Genomic DNA, 25,344 nt, shown 5'->3' with positions numbered 1-25,344 from the left:
GCGTAGCTCTACAAAGTAGAAGACTTGCTGAAACTCTGGTTTGAGGCAGAGTGTATATGCATTCCTGCTCAAACTGCAACATTGTCCTGCCCCCTTGCCAATCCCCCCATCCTGTGATAAAATTCTTTGCAGATAAAACTTACCCCCACCATAAGAAAGGAGCTTTCCATGGCACTGTTTTGCCCGCTTTACAGCGGAAGCAGCGGAAATTGTGTCTATCTAGACTCGGGAAAAACAAAGGTCCTCATCGACCTAGGCGTCAGCTGCCGCGCAGCTGTCACTGCCCTTTCTTCCCTTGACGTCGATCCAAAAGATCTCTCCGCCATCCTCATTACCCACGAACATTCCGATCATATCAAAGGCCTTGCGGTCTTTTTAAAAAAATATCCCGTCCCGCTTTTTGCCTCCCGTGAGGTGCTGGATTTCATCCGAGAGAATGTAAAGCTTCCCGAAGATCTCCCTCTGTATGAGGCAAACCCGGACGGATTTTATGTCGACCAGATGCAGGTCAGCCCCTTCCCAACCTCTCATGACAGTGTGGGAAGCCTCGGCTACCGCTTCACCTTTCTGGACAAACACAACGACGAGATCTCGGTCGGTGTCGCAACCGACCTTGGTGTCTATACCCCACAGGTACAGCAGGGACTCTGCGGCTGTCAGGTGGTCATGCTGGAGTCTAACTACGATGAGGGCATGATCCGCGTTTCCGATTATCCTTATTACCTCAAGCGCCGCATCCAGTCTCAGAACGGTCACCTTTCTAACGGTGATTGTGCTACTGCTTTAACCGGACTTGCCGCGCAGGGAACCCGTCACTTTGTACTGGGACACCTGAGCAAAAACAACAACATGGAGCTGCTTGCCCATCAGGCAGCACATCAGGCTTTGTCTCAGGCAGGCTTTGTGGAAGATCGCGACTTCACCCTTCAGGTGGCGCGCCGCAGTGAACCAAGCATCCCGATTCTGCTTTCTGACTCTCCGGATGCACCGGCTGCAAACCTTCTGCTCAAACCGGGTTGGACTGCCGCTGCTGCTCCGTCCCCCGCTCTATAAAAACATAACGGCTCTGACCTTTTTCGGTTAGAGCCATTTTTGCTTTTCTCTAAAATCCATAAAAGAAACAGAAAAACTTCTCCTCACAGGAAATAGAATTTATTCTGCATTTATGATACAATTGTCATATTCAGAATATCCTGCGAAAGGAAGTGTTTTTATGTTGCAAGGTTACCTGTCATCCATGCTTCCCAGTGAGCTGACCGCCCTGTTTCTGTTTTTGCTGCTGTTAGTCCTGGTCATCTATCTGATCAACGCCATCGCCTTTTATAATCTGGCGGTACGCTACGGCGTTCCCTCCCCGTGGATGTCCTTTGTCCCGATTCTGAATGTCTATCAGACAGGAAGATTCATCAATGCCATGCTGCCGGATGTTCCCCCGCTCTATCAGCGTTTTTCGCACATTTCCTTCTGCCTGCTGACGCTCGGCGGATATGCAATCGACATGATCATAACCCTGTTTGTTCCCCAGCTGGAAAACCTCTGGAGCATCTTTTACACTCCGTTTAGTCTTGCAATCGCCTTTCTTCTGTACTATCTGTTCTTCTCCCGCTATGTACCGCAGAAAAGGCTTACCTACACGATTCTTGCAACCTTGATTTGCGGACCGATCTTCATTCTCTATTTTCTGAGCAAGGAACGCAAAGAACAACAGAATACATAACATCAGAAAAGGACTCGTCAATTGGCGAGTCCTTTTCCTTGGGTTTTATATGGTGTTCAGTTTAAGATTGTTGCTTCTTGATCTGTTTAGCGATATTCCCGAATCGAATAGAGGATCAGTGCCGGTCCTACCACCGGAATCAGGGAAAGCAGGGTAAACAGGAATTTGTTTCGTGGTTCGTATTGCTGGAAGACAAACAGGTAGATCATGACCTGTGCCAGATAAACCACCAGACCCAAGATACCCGAAATCAGTCCACCCAAAAATGGAACTGCCCATGCCATCGAAGAAACGATGGAAAGGATCGGCAGCGCATATGCAAGCGGCACATCGCTGAGATAGCGGTTGAATGGAGCGGTATTATACTTGAGCGTATCGCCGATATATCCGATTACATAGAGGTTAAACAGCGGGATAAACGCAAGCCACGGATACGGCATACAGCGCAGCTTTGCCAGCTTAAAAAAGGCAAGCGCAGAAACGATATAGACTGCAAGTTGAACGATCGAGGATATTGACCAGAATGCGGTTATTCCGTACATAAACTTCCTTCTTTCCTGGAATCTTCGGCTTCTTTATTATACCACTTCAAAAGTAAAAATCCTAGTGGCTTAACCCAAATTCCCCATAAAACTTTTAACCTGTTTAAACTCAATTTTCAACTATTTTACACAAGACAGTGTTTCTCATCGACAAAAATCTTCTCAATTCGACATTTCTGTAGAAAAAAGCGTGAAATCATGGGGAAAAACGGCATTTTTTTGGGGAAAAGCTCTTGATTTGCCGGGGAAAAATCGTTATAATGATGTCATCATCAAGTTAATTTCAAAGCAAAAACGGCTTTTCGATTATTTCCTGTATCGAAAAGCCGTTTTTCTTTTTGCTATTGTTATTTTTCCATAAAGTCAGAAAAGTGGTAGGAATACAAACGCTTGCGCACATCCTCCGAGATCTCGCGGAAGATTTTCTGGAACTCACAGCATTTGTTTTTGTGGCGTGTGCAGGCATATTCCCCTGTCACACAGCGGTTGAGGGTATATCTTCCCTCGATGGTTTCGATCACTTCACCCAGCGAGATTTCTTCCGCTGGTTTGCCGATTTCATAACCGCCCTGGGTTCCTTTAAAGGATTTGACAATCCCCGCAGCAACCAGCTTGCGAAGAATCTTCAGTGAAAAACGCAGCGTCACCCCTGTCATTTCAGAAATGGTCTTTGCATCCAACCTTTTCCCACTCTGTGCCAGTGCATGAACAATCCGCACTGCATAATCGGCCTCTAGTGTAATATGCATTTCATTCACCTCTCGCTTCTAAAGCCGTTCTGCTTTTTCCCTGGGGTTTTCTCCCCTTTATACCTTACCTTTTTAGTATATAATACCCTTTATCGCTTGTCAAGCATAAACTTTTTCCTATTTTGATCTTGATTCTCTGCATAGGAGTGTTGGAGGTCAAGGAAGGAACTGCCAGTGTGGACCTGTGCCATCCCCCTTTTTGGTCACAATGAAAGATTTTTTCCCTCTTTGTTATCCTGATTTGACAAAGTTCGCCCTTTCTTTACAAAAATATATATTCAATCACCGAAAAGAGTGCTAGAATGAAAAAACAGGGAGCAAGCTTTAAAAGCTTTCTGCCTAAATTTTTAAAGGAGTGATTGAATATGAATACCACCATTTCCCCAGAAGCACTCTGCAGTCTTGAGCAGAAATTTGACCAGAATCCGGTACATACCGTTGCGATGAACGCTGTATATACAAACGGAATTAATGCCTGCGCCAGAAACTATCCGGTTGACCGCGAGATTACACACGATTACTCCATCAGCCTGACCCAGGGCAAGATCACCAATCAGAAAAAGAGCGGCCGCTGCTGGATGTTCGCAGCACTCAACTGCCTGCGCTTTGCCCTGATGAAAAAATGCAACCTCGAAACCTTTGAGCTTTCCCAGAGCTACACTCTGTTTTACGATAAGCTGGAAAAATCCAACTACTTCCTCGAAAGCATCCTCAACACCCTCGACGAAAAGACCAGCAGCCGCCTGATTGCACACCTGCTGTCCTCTCCACTCGGTGACGGCGGCCAGTGGGATATGCTTTGCAGCTTGGTCAACAAATATGGTCTGGTTCCAAAATCCGCAATGCCGGAAAGCTACAGCTCCTCGGCTACTTCGGAAATGTGCTCTTACATGACCGAAAAACTGCGTGAGTTTGCCTGCATCTTAAGACGCGCACACAAAGACGGCGAAAGCATGGAACAGCTGCGTGCCCGCAAGGAAGAAATGATGCAGACCATCTACAACATGCTGTGCATCAGCCTTGGCAAACCACCAAAGACCTTTACCTTTGAGTACCGCGACAAAGACGGCAACTTCCATCGCGACTGCGACCTGACTCCAAAAGCATTCTATGAAAAATATATCGGTGTCAATGTCAACGATTATATCAGCCTGATCAACGCTCCTACAGAGGATAAACCATTCTACAGAAGCTACAGCGTCAGCTATCTGGGCAACGTCATCGAAGGCAGACCGGTTAAATATGTAAACCTGCCAATCGAGGAGCTCAAAAAAGCTGCAATCGCTCAGATGAAGGATGGCGAACCGGTATGGTTTGGCTGTGATGTCGGCAAACGTTCCTCCCGTGACGGCGGCATCATGGACACCGAGCTTTATGACCTTGACCACCTGTTTGACACCACCTTCGGCATGACCAAGGGTGAACGTCTGGACTACGGTCAGAGCCTGATGACCCATGCAATGGTATTCCAGGGGGTTAATCTGGATGAAAACGGCAATCCAAACCGCTGGAGAGTGGAAAACAGCTGGGGCGAAGATGCTGGCAAAGATGGTTACTATGTTATGAGCGATCGCTGGTTTGACGAGTACACCTACCAGATCGTAGTAAACAAAAAGTACCTGCCAAAAGAGGTTCTGGACGTTTACGAATCCGAGCCAATCATGCTGGAACCATGGGACCCAATGGGCTCACTGGCAAAATAGCAGGCTGCCGCAAAACACAAAAATAGAAGTTTTCGTCCACCTTTTACAAAAGGTGGTGGGTTTCAAAAGGGCAAAGCCCTTTGACGCACTCCGCAGAGTGCGGAAACCTTATCGTCAGGCGCATTTTTGAGAGCTCGAGAACTTTTTGCAAGAGAAAAAGTTCTCGAAAATCGATTGTAATCAGAAAGTGAGCTCAAAAATTATCCAGTGGATGATTTTTGACGGTAGAAACTGCTTCCAGTTTACACCTGCACAATATGTGCAGATGCGCACTGACGTGCGTCAGCATCGAAACGGCATACTGCCCCTATCGATTTTTATTTTATTGTGAAGTGTCACAGGGGCGTTGCCCCCGTACCCCCACAAACTTTTGTGTACAAAAGTTTGACAAAAAACTTCTGTTTTTTCCCAAATAACACATCAGGAGATACTCCCATGAACCTTGTTACCGAACGTCTTATCATCCGTGAATTGAAAATGTCCGATCTGGATCGCTTCGACCCGCTTGCAAACTCGGATTTTGTCTTAAAATATCTGTGTATGTACAAGATGGACCGCGAGGGCTCCAGACAATATCTTCAGCAGATGATCGAAAAGCAAAAGGATTTTGCGGTTGCCTTGAAAGACACCGATGAACTCATTGGCAAGATTCATATTGACGAAGACCACCTGCGATATGATGTCAACTCCGTCGACCTTGCCTACTGGCTGGGTGAAGAATATACCCGCAAGGGATATATGACCGAGGCACTTTCCGCTTTCATCGACTATCTGTTTGAGGAAAGAAAGTATGACGCCATCACTGCGCAGGCACTTGCACCGAACACTGCTTCCCGCGCACTGCTGAGCAAACTGGGCTTTGTGCAGGAAGGATATCTGCGTCGGGCAATCAAAGACAACGGCGTAATCTATGATAACGTGTTGTTTTCTTTGCTGAAAGAAGACAAAAGCAAGCAGTCTTAATCCAGCTGTCATCTCTTGCTGAAAATGAAAATTACTACAAAAAAAGATGCAGGCAAAATGCCTGCATCTTTTTGTTTTTACTTGAAGTGTCTGTGTCACAGGGGTTTCACCCACAAACTTTTGTGTACAAAAGTTTGACAAAAAACTCCTGTTTGCCTTCGGCACAAAGACGGTTCGTTTGCTCAAAAGAGCGAGTGTGTTAACGCGAGCGAACACCGCGTGCTGAAACTACAATTTCGCACTAAACCAGAGCGCGAAACAGTGTCCAGCTTCAAGCTGGTTAATCTAAAAAGTCTTTAAGTCTCTTGCTTCTGCTTGGATGTCTGAGTTTTCTCAGAGCCTTAGCTTCGATCTGACGGATACGTTCACGGGTAACGTTAAATTCCTTGCCAACTTCTTCCAGAGTGCGGTTTCTGCCGTCCTCCAGACCAAAACGCAGCTCCAGAACCTTCTTTTCTCTTGGTGTCAGGGTGGAGAGAACATCCTCCAGCTGCTCTTTGAGCAGGGTGTGAGATGCAGCATCTGCCGGAGCAGGTGCATCCGAGTCCTCGATAAAGTCGCCTAAGTGGCTGTCTTCTTCCTCACCAATTGGAGTTTCCAGAGAAACTGGCTCCTGTGCCACACGCATGATCTCGCGTACCTTGTCAATTGGCATATCCAGTTCTGCAGCAATCTCTTCTGCTGTCGGATCGTGTCCGTTTTTGTGCAGCAGCTGGCTGGAAACCTTCTTTACCTTGTTGATGGTCTCTACCATGTGTACTGGAATACGGATGGTTCTTGCCTGGTCTGCGATTGCACGAGTGATTGCCTGACGAATCCACCATGTTGCATAGGTCGAGAACTTGAAGCCCTTGGTGTGGTCAAACTTCTCAACTGCTTTGATCAGACCCAGGTTTCCTTCCTGAATCAGATCCAAGAACTGCATGCCGCGGCCAACATAACGTTTTGCGATGCTGACAACCAGTCGCAGGTTTGCTTCGGACAGACGTTTTCTTGCATAAGGGTCGCCCTGTGCCATTCTTTCAGCCAGTTCGATTTCTTCCTCTGGAGTCAGCAGCGGAACACGGCCGATCTCCTTGAGGTAAACTTTGACCGGGTCATCGATGCTGATACCGTCTACCGACAGCAGCGCATCGTCATCCTTGTCCCCGTCCAGATCTTTTCCATCCAGATCGGACAGATCAATGTCATCGACAATGTCGATGTTGAGTGATTCCAGCGTATCATACAGCTTGTCTACCTTTTCCACGTCAAAATCAAGCTGCTCGAGAGCATCGTTGATTTCTCTTGTGGTCAGTTTGCCGTTGGCTTTTCCGCTTTCGATCAGGCTGCGGATGACCGCCTTTTTGTCTTTAACTGCCAAACTAACTCCTCCTGTTTTTTTTCGCTGCCAGATTTTTGATGTATTCCCCCAGGTCTGCATCATCCATCTGCGCAACTTCCCTGTCTGTTTTTACATTTCTGTGCTCAATTAAGATTCTGATATAATCCTCAAGCGCTGCCTCATCGCACCTTTGGGAAGGCGCGGTCGCCAGAATTGCCGACACCCTTGCCATCGCCTGTTCGGAAAGCTGGGAGGAAAGATCGAGCATCTCGATTCCCTGCCCTTCCTGCAGGCGCGTCACAAAGGTATGATACAGCTCCCTGTTAATATCCGTTACAAAATCCTGTTCCCCGATCTTTGTTTCGAGTGTCCTGTAAAAATCGGGATTTTTCATCAGACAATACAAGATTCCTTCCTCCGCCATGGCGTAGCGCAGCTTCTGCTGACGCTGCAAATCGTCCTTTGCCGCCGCCATACTGCCGATATAAAGGTTCATGTCTGACTTTTGTTTGTTCCTCTCCCGGTAGTATTCCCGCTTGTCCAGATTTTTGATCTGCGCCAGGATTGCCTGCGGGGAGATTTCCAGCTCATTTGCTGTCTGGGTAATATATACCTCGCGCTCAAGCGGATTTTTGATGCCGGCAAACAGCTTGCACGCTTCCTTTAAGAATCCAACCTTACCGTCCGGTGTGCCGACATCGTATGCCGACCGGATTTTGGCAAGCTCAAATTCGACCGCGTTCCTGCTGCCTTCCAAAAGCATCGCAAAGCGCTCTCGCCCATATTTCTTGATAAATTCGTCCGGGTCCTTTGCCCCCGTCATCGAAAGCACGGTGACCTTAACCCCCACCTCATCAAACATATTGATGGCTCGCTTGGTCGCTGCCTGTCCCGGCCCGTCCGAGTCGTATGCCAGAATCACCTTGTCGGTGTACTGGGAGATGAGCCTTGCCTGTTCATCGGTAAGTGAGGTTCCCAGCGTGGCGACGGCATTGTCAAAGCCTGCCTGATGGATGGCGATGACATCCATATATCCTTCTGCCAGAATCAGCCCCGGATATTTGGAGGTCTTTGCAAAGTTTAACGCAAACAGATTCTTACTCTTTTTAAAGACCGGCGTATCGCTGGAGTTTAGGTATTTTGCACCCTTATCGTCCAGTGCCCTTCCGCCAAACGCAACCACGTTGCCCCGAAGGTCAATGATCGGGAACATCACGCGGTTGCGGAACCGGTCGAAAGCGTTTCCCTTTTTGCCTTTCACCGCAACGTTTGCTTCGATCATTTCCTGCTCGGTGTAGCCTTTGGACTTGAGGTGGTTGACCAGAGCATACCAGTCATCCGGCGCATAACCCAGGCCAAAGTGACGGATGGTCTTGCGGTCACGTCCGCGCTCAATCAGATACTGATAGGCGCCTTTTCCCTGATCGCTCATCAGGCAATTATGGAAAAACCGGGCGGACTCGCGGTTGATCTCCAGCACCTTCTTTTTAAGCAGGGTTCTGGAATCAGTCTCACCATTTTCCGGCACTTCCAGTCCGCACTTATCTGCCAGAAATTTTACCGCTTCCATATATTCCAAATTCTCGATGCGGCGGATAAAGGTGATGACATCTCCTCCCGCGCCGCAGCCAAAGCAGTAAAAGGACTGCGTCTGCGGATAGATGAAGAACGATCCTGACTTTTCCGAATGGAAGGGGCAGAGACCTACCAGATAGCGGCCTTTCTTTTTTAGCTGCACATATCCGGAAACGACCCGTTCAATATCGCTGTATTGTTTAAGCTGTTGAATAAACAAATCTGGAAGCATCTTTTCCCCTCCTTTCATACCTGAAAGCTAAAAAATAAAGTTTTTTGTCAAACTTTTGTACACAAAAGTTTGCGGGGGTACGGGGGCAGCGCCCCTGTGGCACCCAACAATAAAAATCCAATCGTTCGGGGTTGTAAAGCTGTTTCGGGGCTGCCGCACGTCAGTGCGCGGGTTGAACCCGTTCAAAAATCATCCACTGGATAATTTTTGAGGATGGCTTGTTCAATTCGGTAGATTGTGAAAACCCTTTTTATCGCAAAGGGTTTTCACACTTTCCTAAATGCTCTTGAACGATAAGGCTTTCCGCCTTCTGAGGAAGGCGGACAAAGGCTCTGCCTTTGGAAACCGCGAGCTTTTTGTAAAAAGCTCGACCAAAAACTTTTATTTTTGCTCTCTTATTACCTATACTTAACCTACTGACCAACTCTTTGGGACAAAAAGCTCTTCAAAGCTTCTGACTGCAAATCGGTCACTCATGCCGGAAATGTAGTCGCATACTGCCCGTTCTTTGCCTTCTTCATCGGCAATCATGCGGTATTCCTCCGGCAGGCTGTCGGGATTCTTTTCATAATATCGGTACAGCCCCTCCAGAATATACATGACCTTCTGTTCTTCGTCCTTTGCTTTGGAGCGATAGACCGCCGCAAACATAAAATCGCGAAGCTCGTTGTACGCCTTGAGCACCGGCTCGGACATGCTGATCTCCGCTTTTTCCTGCGACTGCTCCACCAGATCGGATACCAGCACTGTAAAACGGGAGGAGCTATTCTCTCCCAGAACTTCCCGCACCGAAAGCGGGATTGCCTGCTCATTCGGCAGCAGCCCCGCCCGCATAGCATCCTCGATATCATGGTTAAGGTATGCAATCTTGTCAGCATACCGAACCACCACACCTTCAAGCGTTTTTGCTTTCAGGTGGCTTCGATGGCACAAAATACCATCACGCACTTCCGCGCACAGATTCAGTCCCTGACCACCTTTTTCCAGTCGTTCCACCACCCGAAGGCTCTGTTCGTTGTGGTTAAAGCTTCCCATGATATTGCGCAAAGCCGTCTCACCTGCATGAGCAAATGGCGTGTGCCCCAAATCGTGACCCTGCGCAATTGCTTCGGTCAAGTCTTCGTTGAGGCGCAATGCTCTGGCAATAGTGCGGGCAATCTGGCTAACCTCGATGGTGTGGGTGAGCCTTGTGCGGTAATGATCACCCACCGGATAGAAAAATACCTGCGTCTTGTGCATCAGCCTGCGGTATGATTTGCAGTGAACGATCCGGTCGCGGTCACGCTGAAACGGGGTGCGGATGGGACATTCCTGCTCCGGGCGTGCCCTGCCGGCAGTATCTGCCGAAAGACACGCAAAAGGAGAAAGCATCATCGATTCAAACTTCTGGGTCTGTTCCCGTACATTCATCGCACATCACCCCGTTTTCTGTCAAAAAGGCTAAAAACTCTTTCATATATTATATACTGCAAAAAATCCTTTTTTCCTGCATAAAAACAAAAACTTTTTGTTAAGACGTTTGTAAATATATGAAAAGGGGGTCTTTACTGGGCTGCAAAGTGGTCAAAGCGCTCTTCCAGCACCTGCGGAACCACCAGAGCGGCACTGAGTTCGGTGACTTCCTTGACAAATTTCTCGACCTGATCCTGCTTGAATAGCACCTTCATGGTCACCACCGCGCCAAAGTCGGTGTCCTCTACGCGGCAGGTATACTGCGGGAGGATATAGTTGATCTTGCCGTAGAAGGAATAATCCATCTCCAGGCTAAGCAAGGTGCAGGTAGTCATCAGCTTGCGCTTTGCTGCATCCACTGCAATCTTTGCCCCGTGGGAATAAGCGCGGACTAAGCCCCCTGCTCCCAGCAGGATGCCGCCAAAATAGCGTGTCACGACCACCGCAACATCGACCAGTCCCTCTTTTTCGATGCAGTCGAGCATCGGAACACCGGCAGTTCCCTGCGGTTCACCGTCATCGGAGTAGCGTTTTACTCCATTGCGCAGGATATAGGCATGGGTATTGTGGGTGGCGTCGTGATGTTTCTTTTTGATTTCAGCAATAAAAGCGAGGGCCTGTTCTTCAGTCTCCACCGGTGCGATGTGGCCGATAAACTCGGACTTGCGCTCGATGAAGCTGTCCTCTGCCCTGTCATAGATGGTGGTATATTCCTGCATGATTCTCCCTCCCGCAAACTCGGTTAATGTGAAAACAAAAGTTTTCGTCGGGCATATCTTTTAGATTTGCCCTCCTTTTATCAAAAGGTGGTGGGTTTCAAAAGGGCAAAGCCCTTTGACGCACTCCGCAGAGTGCGAAACACCCCAAATCAATATAAAAATAAAAAAATCGATAGAGGCTGAATGCTGTTTCGGTGCTGCCGCACGTCAGTGCGCCGGCGCAAGCCGGAACAGATAAAATAAAACGATTCGTCTTTACACCATAGGTGAACAAGTTCCAGACTCAGCCGTCAAAAATCATCCACCGGATAATTTTTGAGAATAGTCTGTATAATTCGGCAGCTTGTGAAAACTTTTTCTCTTGCAAAAAGTTTTCACACTTTCAAAAATGCGCTTCCACGGATAAGATGTTTCGCTCACTGCGGTGAGCGCCCAAAGGCTCTGCCTTTGGAAACCGCGAGCTTTTTGTAAAAAGCTCGATCAAAAACTTCTGTTCACCTTTGGCGCGAAGCTTCTCTCCGTAAACATTTTTGCATAGCAAAAAGGCAATGCACCAGTTTTTCTGCTCTGACGCATTGCCTTTGGTAGTCTGAACCTTATTTGGTAAGACCGAAACGTTTGTTGAAACGATCTACACGACCGCCGGTATCAACCAGTTTCTGTCTGCCTGTGAAGAAAGGATGACACTTTGAACAAATTTCAACGCGCAGATCCTTTTTTGTAGAACGAGTTTCAAATTCTGCACCACATGCACATTTGATAACGGTTGGCTCATACTGTGGATGGATTCCCTGTTTCATCTTAGCTAGTCACCTCTTTCTGAAATTACATAGGATAACAAAATACATAGTACCATAGAAAAATCAATTTTGCAAGCGATTTTTCAAAGGAAATTCGCCCTTTTTTGAAAATTTTTTCCCTATCTGCGGTATTCCACAGCCATTCAACAGCTTTCCCCTTTTCTTTAAACAAACTTTCTTTTTCCATGACTATTGACAACCATCGGATTTGCTGCTATATTTTAAGTGTACTATTTAGACTAATACACTTAATACACATCAAAAACGGAGGTAATTTTATGATAAAACTTGACCTGCAAAGCAGGATACCTCTTTATGAACAGCTGGAGGAACAGATTATCCGCCTTTCCCTGCTGGGGGTGCTGGATGAGCATGAACAGCTTCCTTCGGTACGGGCACTGGCGCGAGATGTCGGTGTTAACCCCAACACTGTCGCCAAAGCCTATCAGGAGCTGGAGCGTCAGGGCATCATCTACACCGTCACCGGCAAGGGAAGTTTCGTTTCACCGGATGTGCTGTCTCTCGAACAGCCTCGTAAGGCTGCCCTTGAGGAAGTGTTTGCTGCGGTGGATAAGGCGCTTTCCCGCGGTCTTTCTAAAGAGCAGCTGCTCGATTCCATTCGGGAGCATCTGCAATCGCTGCCGGACAATTCGACAAACAGTCAGGAGGGAAACAAATGATTCAATCCGAAAACTTGACCAAACGATTTAACAATACATTGGCGCTCGATTCTCTCACCACCAGTATCGAGGACGGCAAAATCTATGGACTGGTCGGCTCAAACGGTGCCGGAAAATCCACCTTTCTGCGGCTGCTTGCCGGAGTCTACCGCCCGACCGAAGGCCGCATCATGATTAACGGTGAGGATGTCTACGAAAATCCGGCGCTCAAATCCGAACTTTTCTTCATTCCGGATGAGATCTATCAGATGCCGGGGGCTTCGATGGATTCGCTGGCAAAGATCTATTCTTCGATCTATCCAAACTGGTCGGCATCCCGCTACGCTGAGCTGGTAAAACGCTTCCCGATTCCGCCGGAACGCAAACTTTCCGCCTGCTCCAAAGGAATGCGCCGCCAGATTGCGATTATTCTGGGACTGAGCTGTATGCCAAAATATCTGCTGCTGGACGAAGCCTTTGACGGACTGGACCCGGTCATCCGTGTGGCGGTGCGCAAAATCATCGCTGACGATATCCTTGACCGCGGAACTACCGTACTGATTGCTTCCCATAACCTGCGGGAGCTGGAAGACCTGTGCGATCAGGTGGGACTCTTGCACGGCGGCAAGATTCTGTTCCAAAAGGAACTTGCAGAACTTCAGCAGGATTTTGCAAAGATTCAGTTTGCTGCAAAACCGCTGCCGGACAAAGCCGCCTTTGAACAGCTGGTTGACGTGATCTCCTTCCATGCAAGCGGCAACGTTGCCGAGATTGTAGCACACGGAAATCCGCATGAGGTAGAGCATAAGCTTTCCGCACTCAATCCTCTGCTCTGCGAGAGCGTTCCACTCACCCTCGAAGAAATCTTCATTACAGAAATGGAGGCAGTCGGCTATGACTACAACAACGTTATCTTCTAATAAATCATCCGAAAAACTGTTTGACCGTAAGCTTTTCAGTATGATGGCAGGCTGTCTGCGCCAAAACGGCATCCTGATGGCGATGTATACAGTGGGACTGGTGCTGATTACGGTACTGCCTACCTTTTATGATCTCCGCCAATACACTCCCACTAACACACAAGATGTCGAACTGTTCACCAGTTCCTTCTTTTATGCCGCAACAGGCATTATCGTTCCGGTACTGCTCGCTGCGATTCTATTTCATTATCTGCACAACAGACTTTCGGTTGATTTTTACCACTCGATGCCGGTTTCTCGCAACAAGCTTTTTCTCTCCCGCTACTTTGCCGGTATCGTATTTTTGGTCGTACCAATTACAGTCTGCCGCCTGATCTGCATCGTGATGCAGTGCTTTGCATTCAATGGATTAATGTCTGTTGTCAAGATTGCTAGCTACCTGCTGATGGATCTACTGATCTGGATTATCCTGCATCTGACTGTCTTTACCTTTTCCTGCATGATTGCGGTTACCTCCTCCAACGCGGCAGAAAGCATTATCTATTCCATCGCCATCAACGGCTGCCTAACCGGAATCGTGTACATCTTTTTTAGCCTTGCCAACATGCTCTATGGTGTTGAGCTGAATATGAGCTTTTCTTTTCTCTCTCCATATGGCATGATCAGTTGCTATCAAAGTATGTCATACGCTCAAACAATTCCTAACTATATGATGATATGGTGCAGTATCTGGGCACTGCTCGCTATTGCCGGTGTATTTGTTTCTCTTCATCTCTATCATCGTTTTCACAGTGAATGGGCACAGCAGTGGGGCAGACAGAGCGCCTTTTCCCAGCTGATGAAATTGCTGGCTGGCTTCCTCACTTCGTTTATCCTCTTTGTGTCTCTGTTTAACCCTATCTTTGAAGATCAAGTACAAAGCTGTCTGATTGGTGCACTCGTTGGAGGACCTCTGGGATTTTTGCTGGTGGAAGGAATCACTGGAAAAGGTTTTGGCAATCTGGGCAAAAATCTCAAATACATCGCCCTCACCGTTCTGGTCTGCCTGACCTGTCCTGTCTTTCTGTTCTTTAACGGATTCGGCATCGTATCCCGTATTCCTGACCTTCAGGACATTGAGAAAATCGAACTGACTATCAGAAGTCAGGATGCTACTTATGAGATTCTGGACTGGAATAATCCTGGAACCTCCTCAACACGCAATTATCTGTACATCACCCTCTCCTCAGAACGTTCCAAGGAAATTGTCCGCGAACTTCACCAAAGAGCCATTGAAGAAGGAAAAGATTATTCCGGACTTCGTGGAAACAGCCTGTCTATATGCTACACACTCCCACACTCCGAGATGAACCGAGGCTATTCCTTCGCTCTTTCCGACCTTCCGCTCATTCAGGAACTGTTCTGCCAGCCGGAATTTGTGGAACAGAGCCAAGCGGTCTTTTCCTACACACCACAGATACTCCAGTCAGTTTCCTGCTATGACAAGCTCGGCACTTACTGTGATGAGATCGACGCTGAAAAATATCAGCAGCTGCTGACTGCTGTACAGACCGACCTGTTAAATCTTACTCCGGAGCTTTTAAACGACTATGAAAAAGACCCTGTCGTCGGCTATCTGGAATGGGTGCTCAAACCAACCGTTATCACTCCAGGAGAGGGAAGCTTCATCATAGAAAATGGCGATCAGGTCACATTCGGCAACTCCGCACTGGTGATTCGTTCCTCCTATCAGAACACCCTCAGTCTGTTAAAATCATGGGGTATGCAGCCGCAAAACACCTATCTGGACGGAATTCACACTGTCAGCGTGTTCATGCCGGATTCCTATGATATGAACATCAACCTGCGCTCCACCATTGACTACAGATCGTTTGGATTGGGAGAAAAGAACTATCGCGACATCATGCCAAGTGAACACGGAGACACCGTCTTCTGGGATATTACCGATCCTCAGCAAATGGAAGCTCTGGTTGCTGCGTGCACTCCGTTCCCAACTTCTTCTTCCTGCAATCCAATCTATATTCAGAGTGATTCGGAGAAAAACGGAAACTCCTGCCGCAAGATGTATATTGAAAATTCTGTATTGCTCTCGATTGTAAAGGACAGTCAGGAAATTTCATATCTGCTCAACGCCGAAGAACTTGATCAATTTTTTAAGATACACAAAAAGAGTGATTCGGAATACTCAACTGGAACCCTCTCTTCAGGAGATTTTGTGGATACCAGCACCTACCTGAGTGTTGCCGAGTTTGCACGTCAGAACAATCTGGACTGGTTCACAGGTAAAACACCAGAACAGCTCGATGCTATGGAACGTACCGCCTTTATCTCTCCTGATGGTCAGTACAGCACCTATGACGGAGTTGAAAGCTATCACTGGTAAACCTTGATTTCTCCTTTTATAATTCATCCATAAAGAAAGGGCACGACCGTTTTGGTCGTGCCCTTTCCCCTTTCTCGAAGAGAAAATTTCTTCGACAGAAAATTTACAAACAAAAATTGAAAACTTTCCGGTGAATTGTTATGATAGAATTGTTTACGGGAATAGTAACAATATCCTTTCATTTATGGAGGTCAAAAAAGAAATGGAAAATAATCCGATCAATATGAAAATTTATTTTGCTTATGGCAGCAACCTGCACTTGGAACAGATGAAACAGCGCTGCCCTACTGCAAAACTTCTGGGAACCGGCAGAATCGAAAACTACACCCTGCTGTTTCGCGGTCCCTGTCAAGAGGATACCTTCCTCACAGTAGAGCCAAAACAGGGAAGCTTTGTTCCGGTTGCTGCTTTCTCGGTCGAACCTTCGGACGTCAAGGCTCTGGACGATTATGAGGATGTCGAAAACAATCTCTACCGCATCGAAGCTGTTTCCACCGAAGTCACCGGTCATGGCATGCTTTCCGGCTTTTGGTATATCATGAATGATGGACAGCCGCGCCTTCCTTCTGACCGCTACTGGAATACTGTTCTGGAAGGCTATCAGGATGTCGGCTTTGACCGCGCCCTGCTGGATGAAGCCCGCCGCGAGTGCCAGCAAAACGACCGCTAGAAATACGACGAAAACTTTTGTACGGGAAAGACTTGACCTTTCTGCTTTTCTGCTGATATAATAGATAGCGCAGTAAAGCTGCACATGATACGGATTCAGCATATCCCGGGAACCCTCCCCACATCAAACAGAGGGTACGAAATGTGCGGATATGGCGGAATTGGCAGACGCGCTAGATTTAGGCTCTAGTGGGTACCCCCGTGCAGGTTCAAGTCCTGTTATCCGCACCATAAAAGAAAAGTGCCTCTGTCGAAGACAGGGGTGCTTTTCTTTTATTTGGAGTGGTCAGGAGTTGAACCTTTTCAAGTTCCTGTTATCCGTTGCTGAATACCCTCCGTAAACCAAAGCTTTGTTTTCGTTTCGTTATCACGCACCATAAAAGAAAAGTGCCTCTGTCGAAGACAGGGGTGCTTTTCTTTTATTTGGAGTGGTCAGGAGTTGAACCTTTTCAAGTTCCTGTTATCCGTCGCTGAATACCCTCCGTAAACCAAAGCTTTGTTTTCGTTTCGTTATCACGCATCATAAAAGGCAGTACCTCTTTCTAGGACAGGGGTGCTTTTCTTTTATCCTCAAGCGCCTGAGGGTCAGCTTTCCCGTGCTGCTCATATCCATATCATCCAATCCCAGTTAAAAGACAAGAAGGTATTATCATCATGTCGCAAACAAAACATTCTGTCAACCACCCTTTCAAACGCTTTCTTTTTCTCTGCCTTGGTCTGATTATCATGGCATTTGGCGTAGCGTTCTCCATCCAGGCTGCTCTTGGAACATCCCCTATCTCCAGCGTTCCTTATGTAACTTCTGCTATTTCCGGGCTGTCTGTGGGCACCACCACGATCATAATGAATTTCATCTTCATTCTGATCCAGATTGCTATTCTGCGCAGAGAGTATGATTGGTTTCAGCTTTTGCAGCTTCCCGCAGCAATCCTGTTTGGTGTTATGATTGACGTGGCAAAAATCTGTATTCAGGGCATCACCGCCTCCAACTATTTTGAGCAATGGATTCTTTGCGCTGTCGGCATCTTTCTGATTGCCTTTGGTGTCAGCGTTGAGGTAATGGCACATCTGGTTACCACCGCGGGAGAGGGCATCGTCCTTGCAATCTGTCAAAAGGTTCCCATCCGCTTTGGCAATATGAAGGTTATCTTCGATGCGACTCTGGTCTGTATCGCTGTCATCTTGTCCTTTCTCTTCCTTGGACATCTCGACGGTGTACGGGAAGGTACCATTGCTGCTGCCCTGTTTGTCGGTCTGATTACCAAACAGACCAATAAACTGACAAATCTTATTGAACGCACCTGCTTACAATAAATTTTCGTTTTTCTCTGTCGCCTGCTCATACCGGAATAAAATAATTTATTCCGGTATTTTTTCATTTATTCACTTGACTTTATCAAGTAAATCATTTATACTTGACCTAGTCAAGAATAGGAGTTGAATGATCATGTTTCAGACCCTGGCATATTATGCCACCGCATTTCATCGCAGCTTTGTAAACTACACCACCGCCAAACTGCAGACACTGGGGCTTAACTTTGGCTCCCTGTTTCTGGTCATCTATGTGGGAAAACATCCCGGCTGCACCCAGACACAACTGACCTCCGACCTGAATCTGGACTGGGGATATTCCCAGCGCAGCGTCACCAAACTGGTGGAGGAAGGATTTTTAACAAGAGAAAAATCCGGCCGCTGCTATCATCTGAATCTGAGTGATAAAGGTCAGCAGGCGTTTGAGGTCAGCCATCAGGTCTTTTTTGACTGGGATGAACAGGTTTTATCGGCACTCAGTTTACAGGAGCGGGAACAGTTATTCACTCTCTTGGCAAAAGCAGCCCAGAAAGAAGTAGATTCTATATGTACGAAACCATCAACAGCCCAATAAACTACGGTGGACTACCCTTAAAAAACCGCATCATCTTTGCTCCTACCTCGCTGGGACTTCCCCAGACAGAACAGCTGGAGCTTCTCAAAAAGATCGCCTGTGGAGGATGTGCCATGATTATCATCGGGGATGTTCCGGTGCTTCCTTCCCACTTCGGCCCTTCCCTCTACACCAAAAAGGGATTTGATTATTACCGAACCCTGACCGATATGATTCATGCGCAGGGATGTAAAGTCTGTGCGCAGCTGCATCAGTCCGATTCCAACCTTAAGGGAATGATCCGATATATCCCCGGTGTGCTCACCAAACGCATTTCCATGGAAGAACTGCGTCCCCTGCTCAATCAGCAGGTAAGCCCCTATATCACTAACATGCCCGTCAAAAAGGTTCAAAGCATCACCTCCGCTTTTGGCACCGCTGCAAAACTTGCAGTGCAGGCTGGTTTTGATATGGTCCAGGTTCATGGGGACCGGATGTGCGGAAGTTTTGCTTCCTCCCTGTTCAATCAACGCACCGACTGCTATGGCGGAAGTCCTGAAAATCGTGCGCGGTTTGCTGTGGAAGCTGTCACTGCCATCCGCCGTGTTCTGCCAGATCTGCCCATTGATTTTAAGCTTGCAGTCCGTCAGGAAAACCCGCACTACGGAAACGCCGGCGTTCTGGAATCTGAACTTTCTGTCTTTGTTCCGCTTCTGGAACAGGCAGGCGTCACCAGCTTCCATGTAACTTTAGCAAACCATGGGGAACTTTCCGACACCATCCCGCCCGCAAAACATCCGGTATTTTCTTCTGAGGGATGTTTCCTAAAGTTCTGCGATCAGGTCAAGGCGCTGACTAACCTCCCTGTCTGTGGAGTGGGTGGACTGACTGACCCTGATTTTGTGGAAGAACAGCTTAAGAGCGGACGAATCGACTGCGCCGCAATGAGCCGCCAGCTGATTGCAGATTCCGAGTGGCCCAACAAGGTTCAAAACGGTGATGCAAAATCGATTCACCACTGTATCCGATGCAACAAAGAGTGCCTGGGTGGCATGATGGCTCACTGAGGCGTTCACTGTATCTATGAAAGGAAGAAATGATTATGAGTTACGCTATTGTTTTCAGCAGCCACACAGGCAACACCGCTCTTCTGGCTCAGACCATCCGGGACACCCTGCCGGGTGACTACCTCTATTTTGGTACCCCGGACCCCAAAGCACTCGAAGCTGAAACTGTCTATGTCGGTTTCTGGACCGATAAAGGAAGCTGCGATGAAAGCATCGCCCAGTTCTTAAAAACCCTCACCAATCAGAAGGTATTTTTGTTTGGTACCGCTGGATTTGGCGGCTCTCCGGAATACTTTGAACAGATTCTCAAGCGTGTTTCGGAAAATCTGGGAGAAAACACCCAGCTTGTTGGCAGCTATATGTGTCAGGGCAAGATGCCGCAGGCAGTCCGCGACCGCTATGAAGTAATGGAAGAAAGCCCTCGCCGCACTGCCATGCTGCAAAACTTCGATCAGGCAGTTTCTCATCCTGACCAGCAGGATCTGGAAAACCTCAAAACTGCACTCACAAGATAATCGATTGGATTGCAAAAAACCATCCCCATAAAATGGGAATGGCTTTTTTATGTATCAGTGATGATTTTCTTTTGTAACAACGCTCTGATAAAACTTTAGATACTGCTCATAAACAAAGTCGATATCAAACCCGATTAACGTATCAAAGGAAACGCTACCCAGCAGCGTGCGGACAAATCTCGTTCCCAGATAATACCCAACATCTCCGTGTCCATGATAGTTACACCAGTCACCAAAGTAACGTTGATTATATCGGCTCATGGTCGGGAGGTCATGGTGAAAATCGTCCAGAATCTGCACAAAATTACGGTCACACCAGCTTTTCCACCCATTTTCGTCCTGATGGTAGTAGCTGTCATCTCCCACCAGAACCTGTTCAAAACACATGGCAATTCCTTCTGTAAAAAGCTGCCAGACAAAATTTTTCTCGCTTTGCTCCGACTCCTGTTCCAGCTGGCCGTGCTGCTTATGATAAAGGTGTCCCAACTCGTGATAGATCAGCCCGTACATTGCCTGACGGGAATACCACCCAAGTTCCAGAATCTTTTCGATTCCAAGCAAAATCACATCTCTTCCATGGATGCTGGTCACCCATCCGGCAGCATTGCACAGTCCCAGATACAAAACAAGATCAGCGTCTATCTCCCTGTGGAAGGTTTGGATGATGCGCTCGTTGAGATGGTCAGTCACTGCCAGAAAGGACTGCTGCAAGATATCCCGCTTCGGATTTTGAAAAACTGCCTGAATGACCGGCAAAAAGTCCTTCTCAAAGGTGTACTCTCCGCTTGCAATATATTCTTCTACCTCATCCTCAAACAGATGAGACGAATCTTCATAGATTAAATTGATATACTTTCTCCATTTGTCGCGGGAAAAAGCTCCCTTATCAAACAGGTCGTCGATCTGTCCGGATGTGTTGATGATTTTAAGCATGACAAATCCGCCTTTCCTCTTTTTAATATTTTTATTTTATCAAAAATCAAAACCAATTCCAACACACGAAATTTTCTCTTAAAATTTCTTTTTCCCTCTTGACTCTCAACCAAACTTCAGGTTTATACTGACGTTGCAAGGTACCAAAGCAATATGATATCGGAGGTTTTTTATGAAAATCGGTGAATTCGCCCAGTTGTGTCACACCAATATTTCGCTGCTGCACTATTACCAGAAAACTGGTCTGCTGCTCCCCGATTATGTCGACCCGTTTACCGGTTACCGCTACTATACCAGCGAACAGATTCCCGTTTTTTTCCGAATCCGCAGCCTCAAGCAGGCAGGATTTGAGCTAAACGAAATCAAAAAAATGATTGCTGCGCAAAAAAGCGATACTGAGATCCTGCAGCTATTTACGCAAAAAAGAGAAGCACTTCTCCGCTCTCTGCACGATCTTGAGCTGGCGCAGCAAATGATGTCAGGAGGTAATTTCATGCCAACCATTCAGTTTGTCAGCAAAAACGGCAAGGATACCGCATTCCTGCCAAGACAGCATACAGATGACCTTTCCCTGCTGTATCGAACCCTCGATCAGGAGCTTTCCGCACAAAACTATCAGCGCATCTCCTTCTTTGAAATAACGGACAACATGGTTTCCTGTGAGGTATTAAAGAAAACCACTTCTGCTGTTACCCCACACGAAGCAATCGACCTTCCTTTTGAGAATGACCCATCCGTCATCGGAAAATGGGAAACAGTCGGAGAGTTTGCAACCAAAGAAGATTTTCTGCAAAATATCCTTCCCCTACAAAATGATGACACTCTTACCCGGGAAATCTACTTCCTTCCAAACGGTGAGCGTTACTGGTGCTACGGCTGGACCAAGGGAATGCTGCTGATTGACGACGGCGTTTCCACCACACAAAACCCCTATGTTCTGGAACAGCACAACGGAGAGGAATACCTGTTTGTCACCTTCAAGTCCTATGACTACTGTCATGGCGGCAATCCGACCGTTCTGGTGCTCAAAAATGTCGACCACAACCGCTACTCTGCCGAGGAACTTTCGCGAAAGGATGACCTCAATCTTCCATTTGTACCGGACGAACGGTTAGTCGGCAGCTGGAGAGCGCACAGTTTCTGCAAAACCAAAGAAGCGTTTGACCCAGAGCAGCGCACCTGCAATCCATACTGGTCTGAAGTGACCTTCTTCCCAAATGGAAGCTGCACCAGCATCTATCGGGAAGGTGGAATTTCCGGCGACGACAAACAGACCTGGACCAAAGGCTATCTGCTGCGCAAATTTAACCATTGCGCCTGCGCCTATGAAATCCGAACCATCGACGGTATCGACTATCTCATCATCGAGTGGAAGAGCGGCGACTACCGTTGGGGCGGCTTTGATACCGACTACTATGTTTTTACCCGAAGTGAAAATTGCAACTAACTTTTTCTTCCTTCTTTTCTGCAAAAAAACTGTATCTTCTGCACTGGGGATAGAATCAGCACCAGAAGTATGTTATGGTAGTCAAGGCAAGGGATTCATCCGCACAATTACCCCTTCCGTTTGTTTTAAAAAAGGTCAGTCCATTTTTCGGACTGACCTTTTTCTCTTTCTCACATTTTTCCCTTTTTCAGAATAGAATGACACAGTCTATTCTGAGGAGTGGTCTCATGGCACCAAAACGAAAACCTTTCATCAATCCAGTCGATGGCTTTTTAATCCTTTTTCTGCTTTTGCTCCTGATTCAGTCCGCCTTCAATCTGCTGTTTGACCAGACCTTTACTGCGGACACAAACGCCATCGATGTGGTGGTTCGTACTTCTGCTGCTTTAATTTTCGGCAGCTTTTTAAGCGGTCAGGACAAGGTCGAAACACCTTCTACTCAAGCAAAAAGCACTCCTGCTCCGATATCTCTTTCTTCCGCTTTGCCATCGGAGAACATTCCTTCCGGTCAGATCGGTTTTTCTGCTCCGATGCCTTCCTCCTCTTTGGATGAGGTTCCCTCTCCTCCAGCTTTTTCGGAAAAGCCTGCTGTGGATAGTCGTACCAGGCCAAATCTTTCGGTGATCGTTGTCGCCTTGGTCGGACTTTTTTCGATGATTTTACTGCTGATCGTCCGCAATTTTACCACCGTTACGCCCGGCATGGCCGCTACCCTTTCCCAACTGCGGGACTTTGTGTGCGGCTGTATCGGCTTTCTGGTCCGACGTGCAAGAGAAAACTAAACTTCTTATAAGCTCAAATCCTTCTTGCTAAAAATCATGATTCCCAGTCCATACAGCAAAATGCCGCCCAGGTAGAGCACTGCTGTCATCCATAATTCCCCATTGCCCGCCGCAATCGCTTTGGGGTCAAACAAGGTCATCGGTGTCAGGTATTTTAAGAACTCCATGTCCTCCCCTACCTGCGAAAGCATCTGGATCAAAATAAACAAAATGCTCAATCCGCCGCCAAATCCCAGCGCGTATCTTGCTTCGCTAAACAAACAACTTCCCAAGAAACAAAGTCCGGACAAAAACAGATGCAGCCCCAAAAGTCCCAGATTCAAAATCAAAAACTTTCCGCCATCCAGCTTATCAAGGAACTGAATCTGTGCATAAAGCATCGAGATTGCCACTACATAACCCATCTGCAGCACAACCGATACCACCAGTGTAAGCGCCTGGGTCAGGCAGATTTTGGTCCTGCTGTTTGGGCTGGACAGCAGCCACGCCATCGAGCCCCGGTCGACATATCGAACCATCAGGATGTTGACCGCAATTAGCTCCAGAATCAGCGGCAGGCAAATAAGCAAAAATCCATACAGATAGTTTGCCATAAAGTCAAGCAAGGTGCTGCCCGGCGCATTCATTCCAAATGCGGAAAAAAGCTGCGGCATCGATTCCATCATCTGATTTAAGCTTTCCCCCAACGCAGGGTCAAACATTCCAATGATGACCGTAATGTACATAGTCAGAATAGCGCTGAAAATAATCCACGGTTTATAGATCGTCTTGAGATTGCGAACAAACAAGGTCTTAACCATTTTTCTGCTCCTCCCCATAAAAATGCAGGAACATTTCTTCCAGTGTTTCCTGCTTTTCTCTCAGGTCGCACACCCCGTATGCAAGCGCTGTTTGCAGCAGCTTTTGCAGACTCTGCTCCTTTTTAAGGCTCACCGTCCACACATTATGGCTAACCTCTCCATCCTGCCAGCAATCCCTTGCCAAAACAGCCTGCTGCTCACTGGAAAAGGTCAGCTGATATACCCTCCGGTGCAGCTTCTGCATTGGTTCGGTCGCAACCAGTCTGCCCGCTCTCAATATTGCCACCCGCTCACAGACACGTTCTGTCTCCTCAAACAGGTGGCTGGAAAGCAGCACCGTTGTTCCTTTTTCCTTCTCCTTCAAGATTACCTGTGCAAAGCGGTTCTGCATCAATGGGTCCAAGCCGCTGGTTGGTTCATCCAGAAGCAGTATCTTCGGACTATGCATCAAAGCACAGACAAGCCCAACCTTCTGTTTGGTTCCCTTGCTCATGCGGCGGATCTTCTGACCTGCATCCAGCGAAAACAGCTGGATCAGTTCTTCCATTCTGGTAGTATCCTTCATGTTGCGGATTCCTGCCATCATCCTTAAAAATCCAATCCCGCTCATATCTTCCATCAGTGCAAGCTCTCCCGGCAGGTAGCCCACTTCCTTCTGGGTTTTACTGGCATCTGCAAAACAGTCCATTCCCAGAATCCGGACTGTTCCGCTGTCCGGACGAACAAAGCCCATCAGCTGGCGGATGGTTGTTGTCTTTCCCGCTCCGTTGGGGCCAAGGAACCCAAAGACTTCTCCCTCTTCGATTGCAAAGCTCAAATGAAAAACGCCCCGCCCGTGCCCATAGTCACAGGTCAGATCCTTTACCTCGATCATTGTCTTGCTCATCTTTGATATTCCTCCTTATAAGCATAACCTATCATCATCTGTTTCCAGCGCGCATACTCCTGCATCAGGGGTTTTAATTCTATCTTCCCGCCGCTCATCAGCTGCCAGTGCAGGTAACCGTCGGTGAGAAAGATCAGCGTCTGCAAAACCTCTTTGGGGCTTACCCCCTCCCGAAACCGGCTGGTGTCAACGTGGGAAAAGTAAAGGTCGTACATCTGATTTGTCATGCTGACAATGTATTTTTTTGTCACCGGGCTGATGTCCTTCTCGGTGTTATAGTACATCCGAACCGAAAACTCCAGCACCCATGGCATCTTTTCAAACAGCTTCAGCTTCCCTTCAATTCCATAATCGAGAAGGTCAAAGAAGTCATCAATCCCCATCAGCACCTCTTTTTTGAGGTGATTTTCGATCATCCTTTTCAGATACTCTCCCAGATAAAAATAAAGCGTCTTTTTGTCATGAAAATAATAGAACAACAGCCCCTTGGAAATTCCTGCTCTGGACGCGATCTCATCGGTGGAAGCGTGCTTGTAGTCGTTTTGGGCAAACACTTCGATCGCTGCCTGCAAAATCCTCTTTTTCTTCTCCTTTGGCAGCTGGGAAAAAGGACTGCCCTTTTGCTTTGTCTCCATCCTTTTCC

The 25,344-nt window shown here is 47.5% G+C and carries 26 protein-coding genes and 1 tRNA gene; 15 read left to right on the top strand and 12 right to left on the bottom strand.

What is annotated here, in order from left to right; genetic code table 11:
• Positions 1-168: 168 nt before the first annotated feature.
• Both BQ5375_RS03990 and BQ5375_RS03985 read left to right on the top strand, forming a co-directional pair.
• Entirely contained in the window at positions 169-1,053 is an 885-nt protein-coding gene (locus tag BQ5375_RS03990; protein WP_022132666.1) for an MBL fold metallo-hydrolase, read from the top strand.
• Between the two features lie 160 nt (positions 1,054-1,213).
• Positions 1,214-1,717 (top strand): hypothetical protein, encoded by a 504-nt coding sequence (locus tag BQ5375_RS03985; RefSeq protein ID WP_022132665.1) that lies wholly within the window; start codon positions 1,214-1,216, stop codon positions 1,715-1,717.
• Positions 1,718-1,803: 86 nt separating this feature from the next.
• Here the strand turns inward: BQ5375_RS03985 and BQ5375_RS03980 are convergent, their stop codons facing one another.
• Complete coding sequence (locus BQ5375_RS03980; protein ID WP_022132664.1) at positions 1,804-2,259, bottom strand: hypothetical protein; 456 nt, start codon at positions 2,257-2,259, stop codon at positions 1,804-1,806.
• Positions 2,260-2,606: 347 nt separating this feature from the next.
• On the bottom strand, positions 2,607-3,008 hold the full coding sequence (locus BQ5375_RS03975; RefSeq protein WP_022132663.1) for an RrF2 family transcriptional regulator: 402 nt from the start codon (positions 3,006-3,008) through the stop codon (positions 2,607-2,609).
• 365 nt (positions 3,009-3,373) lie between these two features.
• Between BQ5375_RS03975 and BQ5375_RS03970 the strand changes: the two genes are divergently transcribed.
• Positions 3,374-4,711 carry a C1 family peptidase gene (locus tag BQ5375_RS03970; protein ID WP_076917437.1) on the top strand — a complete coding sequence of 446 codons (1,338 nt, stop codon included), beginning with the start codon at positions 3,374-3,376 and terminating at the stop codon, positions 4,709-4,711.
• 435 nt (positions 4,712-5,146) lie between these two features.
• On the top strand, positions 5,147-5,674 hold the full coding sequence (locus BQ5375_RS03965) for a GNAT family N-acetyltransferase (RefSeq protein ID WP_022132661.1): 528 nt from the start codon (positions 5,147-5,149) through the stop codon (positions 5,672-5,674).
• Positions 5,675-5,954: 280 nt separating this feature from the next.
• Here the strand turns inward: BQ5375_RS03965 and rpoD are convergent, their stop codons facing one another.
• The 6 genes from rpoD to BQ5375_RS14325 all read right to left on the bottom strand — a co-directional run bounded on the left by rpoD (position 5,955) and on the right by BQ5375_RS14325 (position 11,963).
• Complete coding sequence (gene rpoD, locus BQ5375_RS03960) at positions 5,955-7,097, bottom strand: RNA polymerase sigma factor RpoD (RefSeq protein WP_143529430.1); 1,143 nt, start codon at positions 7,095-7,097, stop codon at positions 5,955-5,957.
• The gene (gene dnaG, locus BQ5375_RS03955) at positions 7,039-8,805 is read right to left on the bottom strand and encodes a DNA primase (protein WP_022132659.1); all 1,767 of its coding nucleotides are present in this window, start codon (positions 8,803-8,805) and stop codon (positions 7,039-7,041) included. The genes rpoD and dnaG overlap by 59 nt, the downstream gene beginning before the upstream one ends.
• Before the next feature lie 408 nt (positions 8,806-9,213).
• Positions 9,214-10,215 (bottom strand): deoxyguanosinetriphosphate triphosphohydrolase, encoded by a 1,002-nt coding sequence (locus BQ5375_RS03950; RefSeq protein ID WP_022131703.1) that lies wholly within the window; start codon positions 10,213-10,215, stop codon positions 9,214-9,216.
• A 134-nt stretch (positions 10,216-10,349) separates the two neighbouring features.
• Positions 10,350-10,976, bottom strand: a complete 627-nt coding sequence (locus BQ5375_RS03945; RefSeq protein ID WP_022131704.1) for a YigZ family protein — start codon at positions 10,974-10,976, stop codon at positions 10,350-10,352.
• 596 nt (positions 10,977-11,572) lie between these two features.
• The gene (rpmE, locus tag BQ5375_RS03940) at positions 11,573-11,776 is read right to left on the bottom strand and encodes a 50S ribosomal protein L31 (RefSeq protein ID WP_022131400.1); all 204 of its coding nucleotides are present in this window, start codon (positions 11,774-11,776) and stop codon (positions 11,573-11,575) included.
• A 25-nt stretch (positions 11,777-11,801) separates the two neighbouring features.
• Entirely contained in the window at positions 11,802-11,963 is a 162-nt protein-coding gene (locus BQ5375_RS14325; protein ID WP_159438017.1) for a hypothetical protein, read from the bottom strand.
• A gap of 91 nt (positions 11,964-12,054) precedes the next feature.
• Between BQ5375_RS14325 and BQ5375_RS03935 the strand changes: the two genes are divergently transcribed.
• The 9 genes from BQ5375_RS03935 to bilS all read left to right on the top strand — a co-directional run bounded on the left by BQ5375_RS03935 (position 12,055) and on the right by bilS (position 19,853).
• The gene (locus BQ5375_RS03935) at positions 12,055-12,456 is read left to right on the top strand and encodes a GntR family transcriptional regulator (RefSeq protein WP_022131399.1); all 402 of its coding nucleotides are present in this window, start codon (positions 12,055-12,057) and stop codon (positions 12,454-12,456) included.
• Positions 12,453-13,355, top strand: coding sequence for an ABC transporter ATP-binding protein (locus BQ5375_RS03930; RefSeq protein WP_022131398.1), 903 nt, complete (start codon positions 12,453-12,455; stop codon positions 13,353-13,355). Before BQ5375_RS03935 ends, BQ5375_RS03930 begins: the two co-directional genes overlap by 4 nt.
• Positions 13,330-15,738, top strand: coding sequence for an ABC transporter permease (locus BQ5375_RS03925; protein WP_076917436.1), 2,409 nt, complete (start codon positions 13,330-13,332; stop codon positions 15,736-15,738). The genes BQ5375_RS03930 and BQ5375_RS03925 overlap by 26 nt, the downstream gene beginning before the upstream one ends.
• A gap of 202 nt (positions 15,739-15,940) precedes the next feature.
• Positions 15,941-16,408, top strand: a complete 468-nt coding sequence (locus tag BQ5375_RS03920) for a gamma-glutamylcyclotransferase family protein (RefSeq protein WP_022131360.1) — start codon at positions 15,941-15,943, stop codon at positions 16,406-16,408.
• A 145-nt stretch (positions 16,409-16,553) separates the two neighbouring features.
• Positions 16,554-16,638, top strand: a tRNA-Leu gene (locus tag BQ5375_RS03915).
• A gap of 423 nt (positions 16,639-17,061) precedes the next feature.
• Complete coding sequence (locus BQ5375_RS03910) at positions 17,062-17,721, top strand: YczE/YyaS/YitT family protein (protein ID WP_022132403.1); 660 nt, start codon at positions 17,062-17,064, stop codon at positions 17,719-17,721.
• A gap of 133 nt (positions 17,722-17,854) precedes the next feature.
• Positions 17,855-18,292: a bilirubin utilization transcriptional regulator BilQ gene (bilQ, locus tag BQ5375_RS03905; protein ID WP_022132402.1), complete on the top strand. Its 438-nt coding sequence runs from the start codon at positions 17,855-17,857 to the stop codon at positions 18,290-18,292.
• Positions 18,265-19,338: a bilirubin reductase gene (gene bilR / locus BQ5375_RS03900; protein WP_022132401.1), complete on the top strand. Its 1,074-nt coding sequence runs from the start codon at positions 18,265-18,267 to the stop codon at positions 19,336-19,338. Before bilQ ends, bilR begins: the two co-directional genes overlap by 28 nt.
• Positions 19,339-19,373: 35 nt before the next feature.
• Positions 19,374-19,853, top strand: coding sequence for a flavodoxin family protein BilS (gene bilS, locus BQ5375_RS03895; protein ID WP_022132400.1), 480 nt, complete (start codon positions 19,374-19,376; stop codon positions 19,851-19,853).
• A gap of 54 nt (positions 19,854-19,907) precedes the next feature.
• On the opposite strand, the gene BQ5375_RS03890 is transcribed toward bilS, so the two are convergent.
• Positions 19,908-20,786 (bottom strand): hypothetical protein, encoded by an 879-nt coding sequence (locus tag BQ5375_RS03890; protein ID WP_022132399.1) that lies wholly within the window; start codon positions 20,784-20,786, stop codon positions 19,908-19,910.
• Between the two features lie 172 nt (positions 20,787-20,958).
• Here BQ5375_RS03890 and BQ5375_RS03885 point away from each other — a divergent pair, with 172 nt between their 5' ends.
• Both BQ5375_RS03885 and BQ5375_RS03880 read left to right on the top strand, forming a co-directional pair.
• Positions 20,959-22,233 carry a MerR family transcriptional regulator gene (locus BQ5375_RS03885; RefSeq protein ID WP_022132398.1) on the top strand — a complete coding sequence of 425 codons (1,275 nt, stop codon included), beginning with the start codon at positions 20,959-20,961 and terminating at the stop codon, positions 22,231-22,233.
• Between the two features lie 227 nt (positions 22,234-22,460).
• Entirely contained in the window at positions 22,461-23,015 is a 555-nt protein-coding gene (locus BQ5375_RS03880; RefSeq protein WP_022132397.1) for a hypothetical protein, read from the top strand.
• Positions 23,016-23,020: 5 nt separating this feature from the next.
• Here the strand turns inward: BQ5375_RS03880 and BQ5375_RS03875 are convergent, their stop codons facing one another.
• Genes BQ5375_RS03875 through BQ5375_RS03865 form a run of 3 tightly spaced genes read right to left on the bottom strand, consistent with a single transcriptional unit; the run spans position 23,021 to position 25,336 of the window.
• The gene (locus BQ5375_RS03875; RefSeq protein ID WP_022132396.1) at positions 23,021-23,815 is read right to left on the bottom strand and encodes an ABC transporter permease subunit; all 795 of its coding nucleotides are present in this window, start codon (positions 23,813-23,815) and stop codon (positions 23,021-23,023) included.
• The gene (locus BQ5375_RS03870; RefSeq protein WP_022132395.1) at positions 23,808-24,701 is read right to left on the bottom strand and encodes an ABC transporter ATP-binding protein; all 894 of its coding nucleotides are present in this window, start codon (positions 24,699-24,701) and stop codon (positions 23,808-23,810) included. Before BQ5375_RS03870 ends, BQ5375_RS03875 begins: the two co-directional genes overlap by 8 nt.
• Positions 24,698-25,336 carry a TetR/AcrR family transcriptional regulator gene (locus tag BQ5375_RS03865; protein WP_022132394.1) on the bottom strand — a complete coding sequence of 213 codons (639 nt, stop codon included), beginning with the start codon at positions 25,334-25,336 and terminating at the stop codon, positions 24,698-24,700. Before BQ5375_RS03865 ends, BQ5375_RS03870 begins: the two co-directional genes overlap by 4 nt.
• Positions 25,337-25,344 lie beyond the last annotated feature (8 nt).

Origin of the sequence: Negativibacillus massiliensis (genome assembly GCF_900148495.1) — a bacterium.
GTDB classification, from domain to species: domain Bacteria; phylum Bacillota; class Clostridia; order Oscillospirales; family Ruminococcaceae; genus Negativibacillus; species Negativibacillus massiliensis.
The sequence above is the reverse complement of the archived record's forward strand: the minus strand, read 5'-3'. Positions and strand labels throughout refer to the sequence as shown.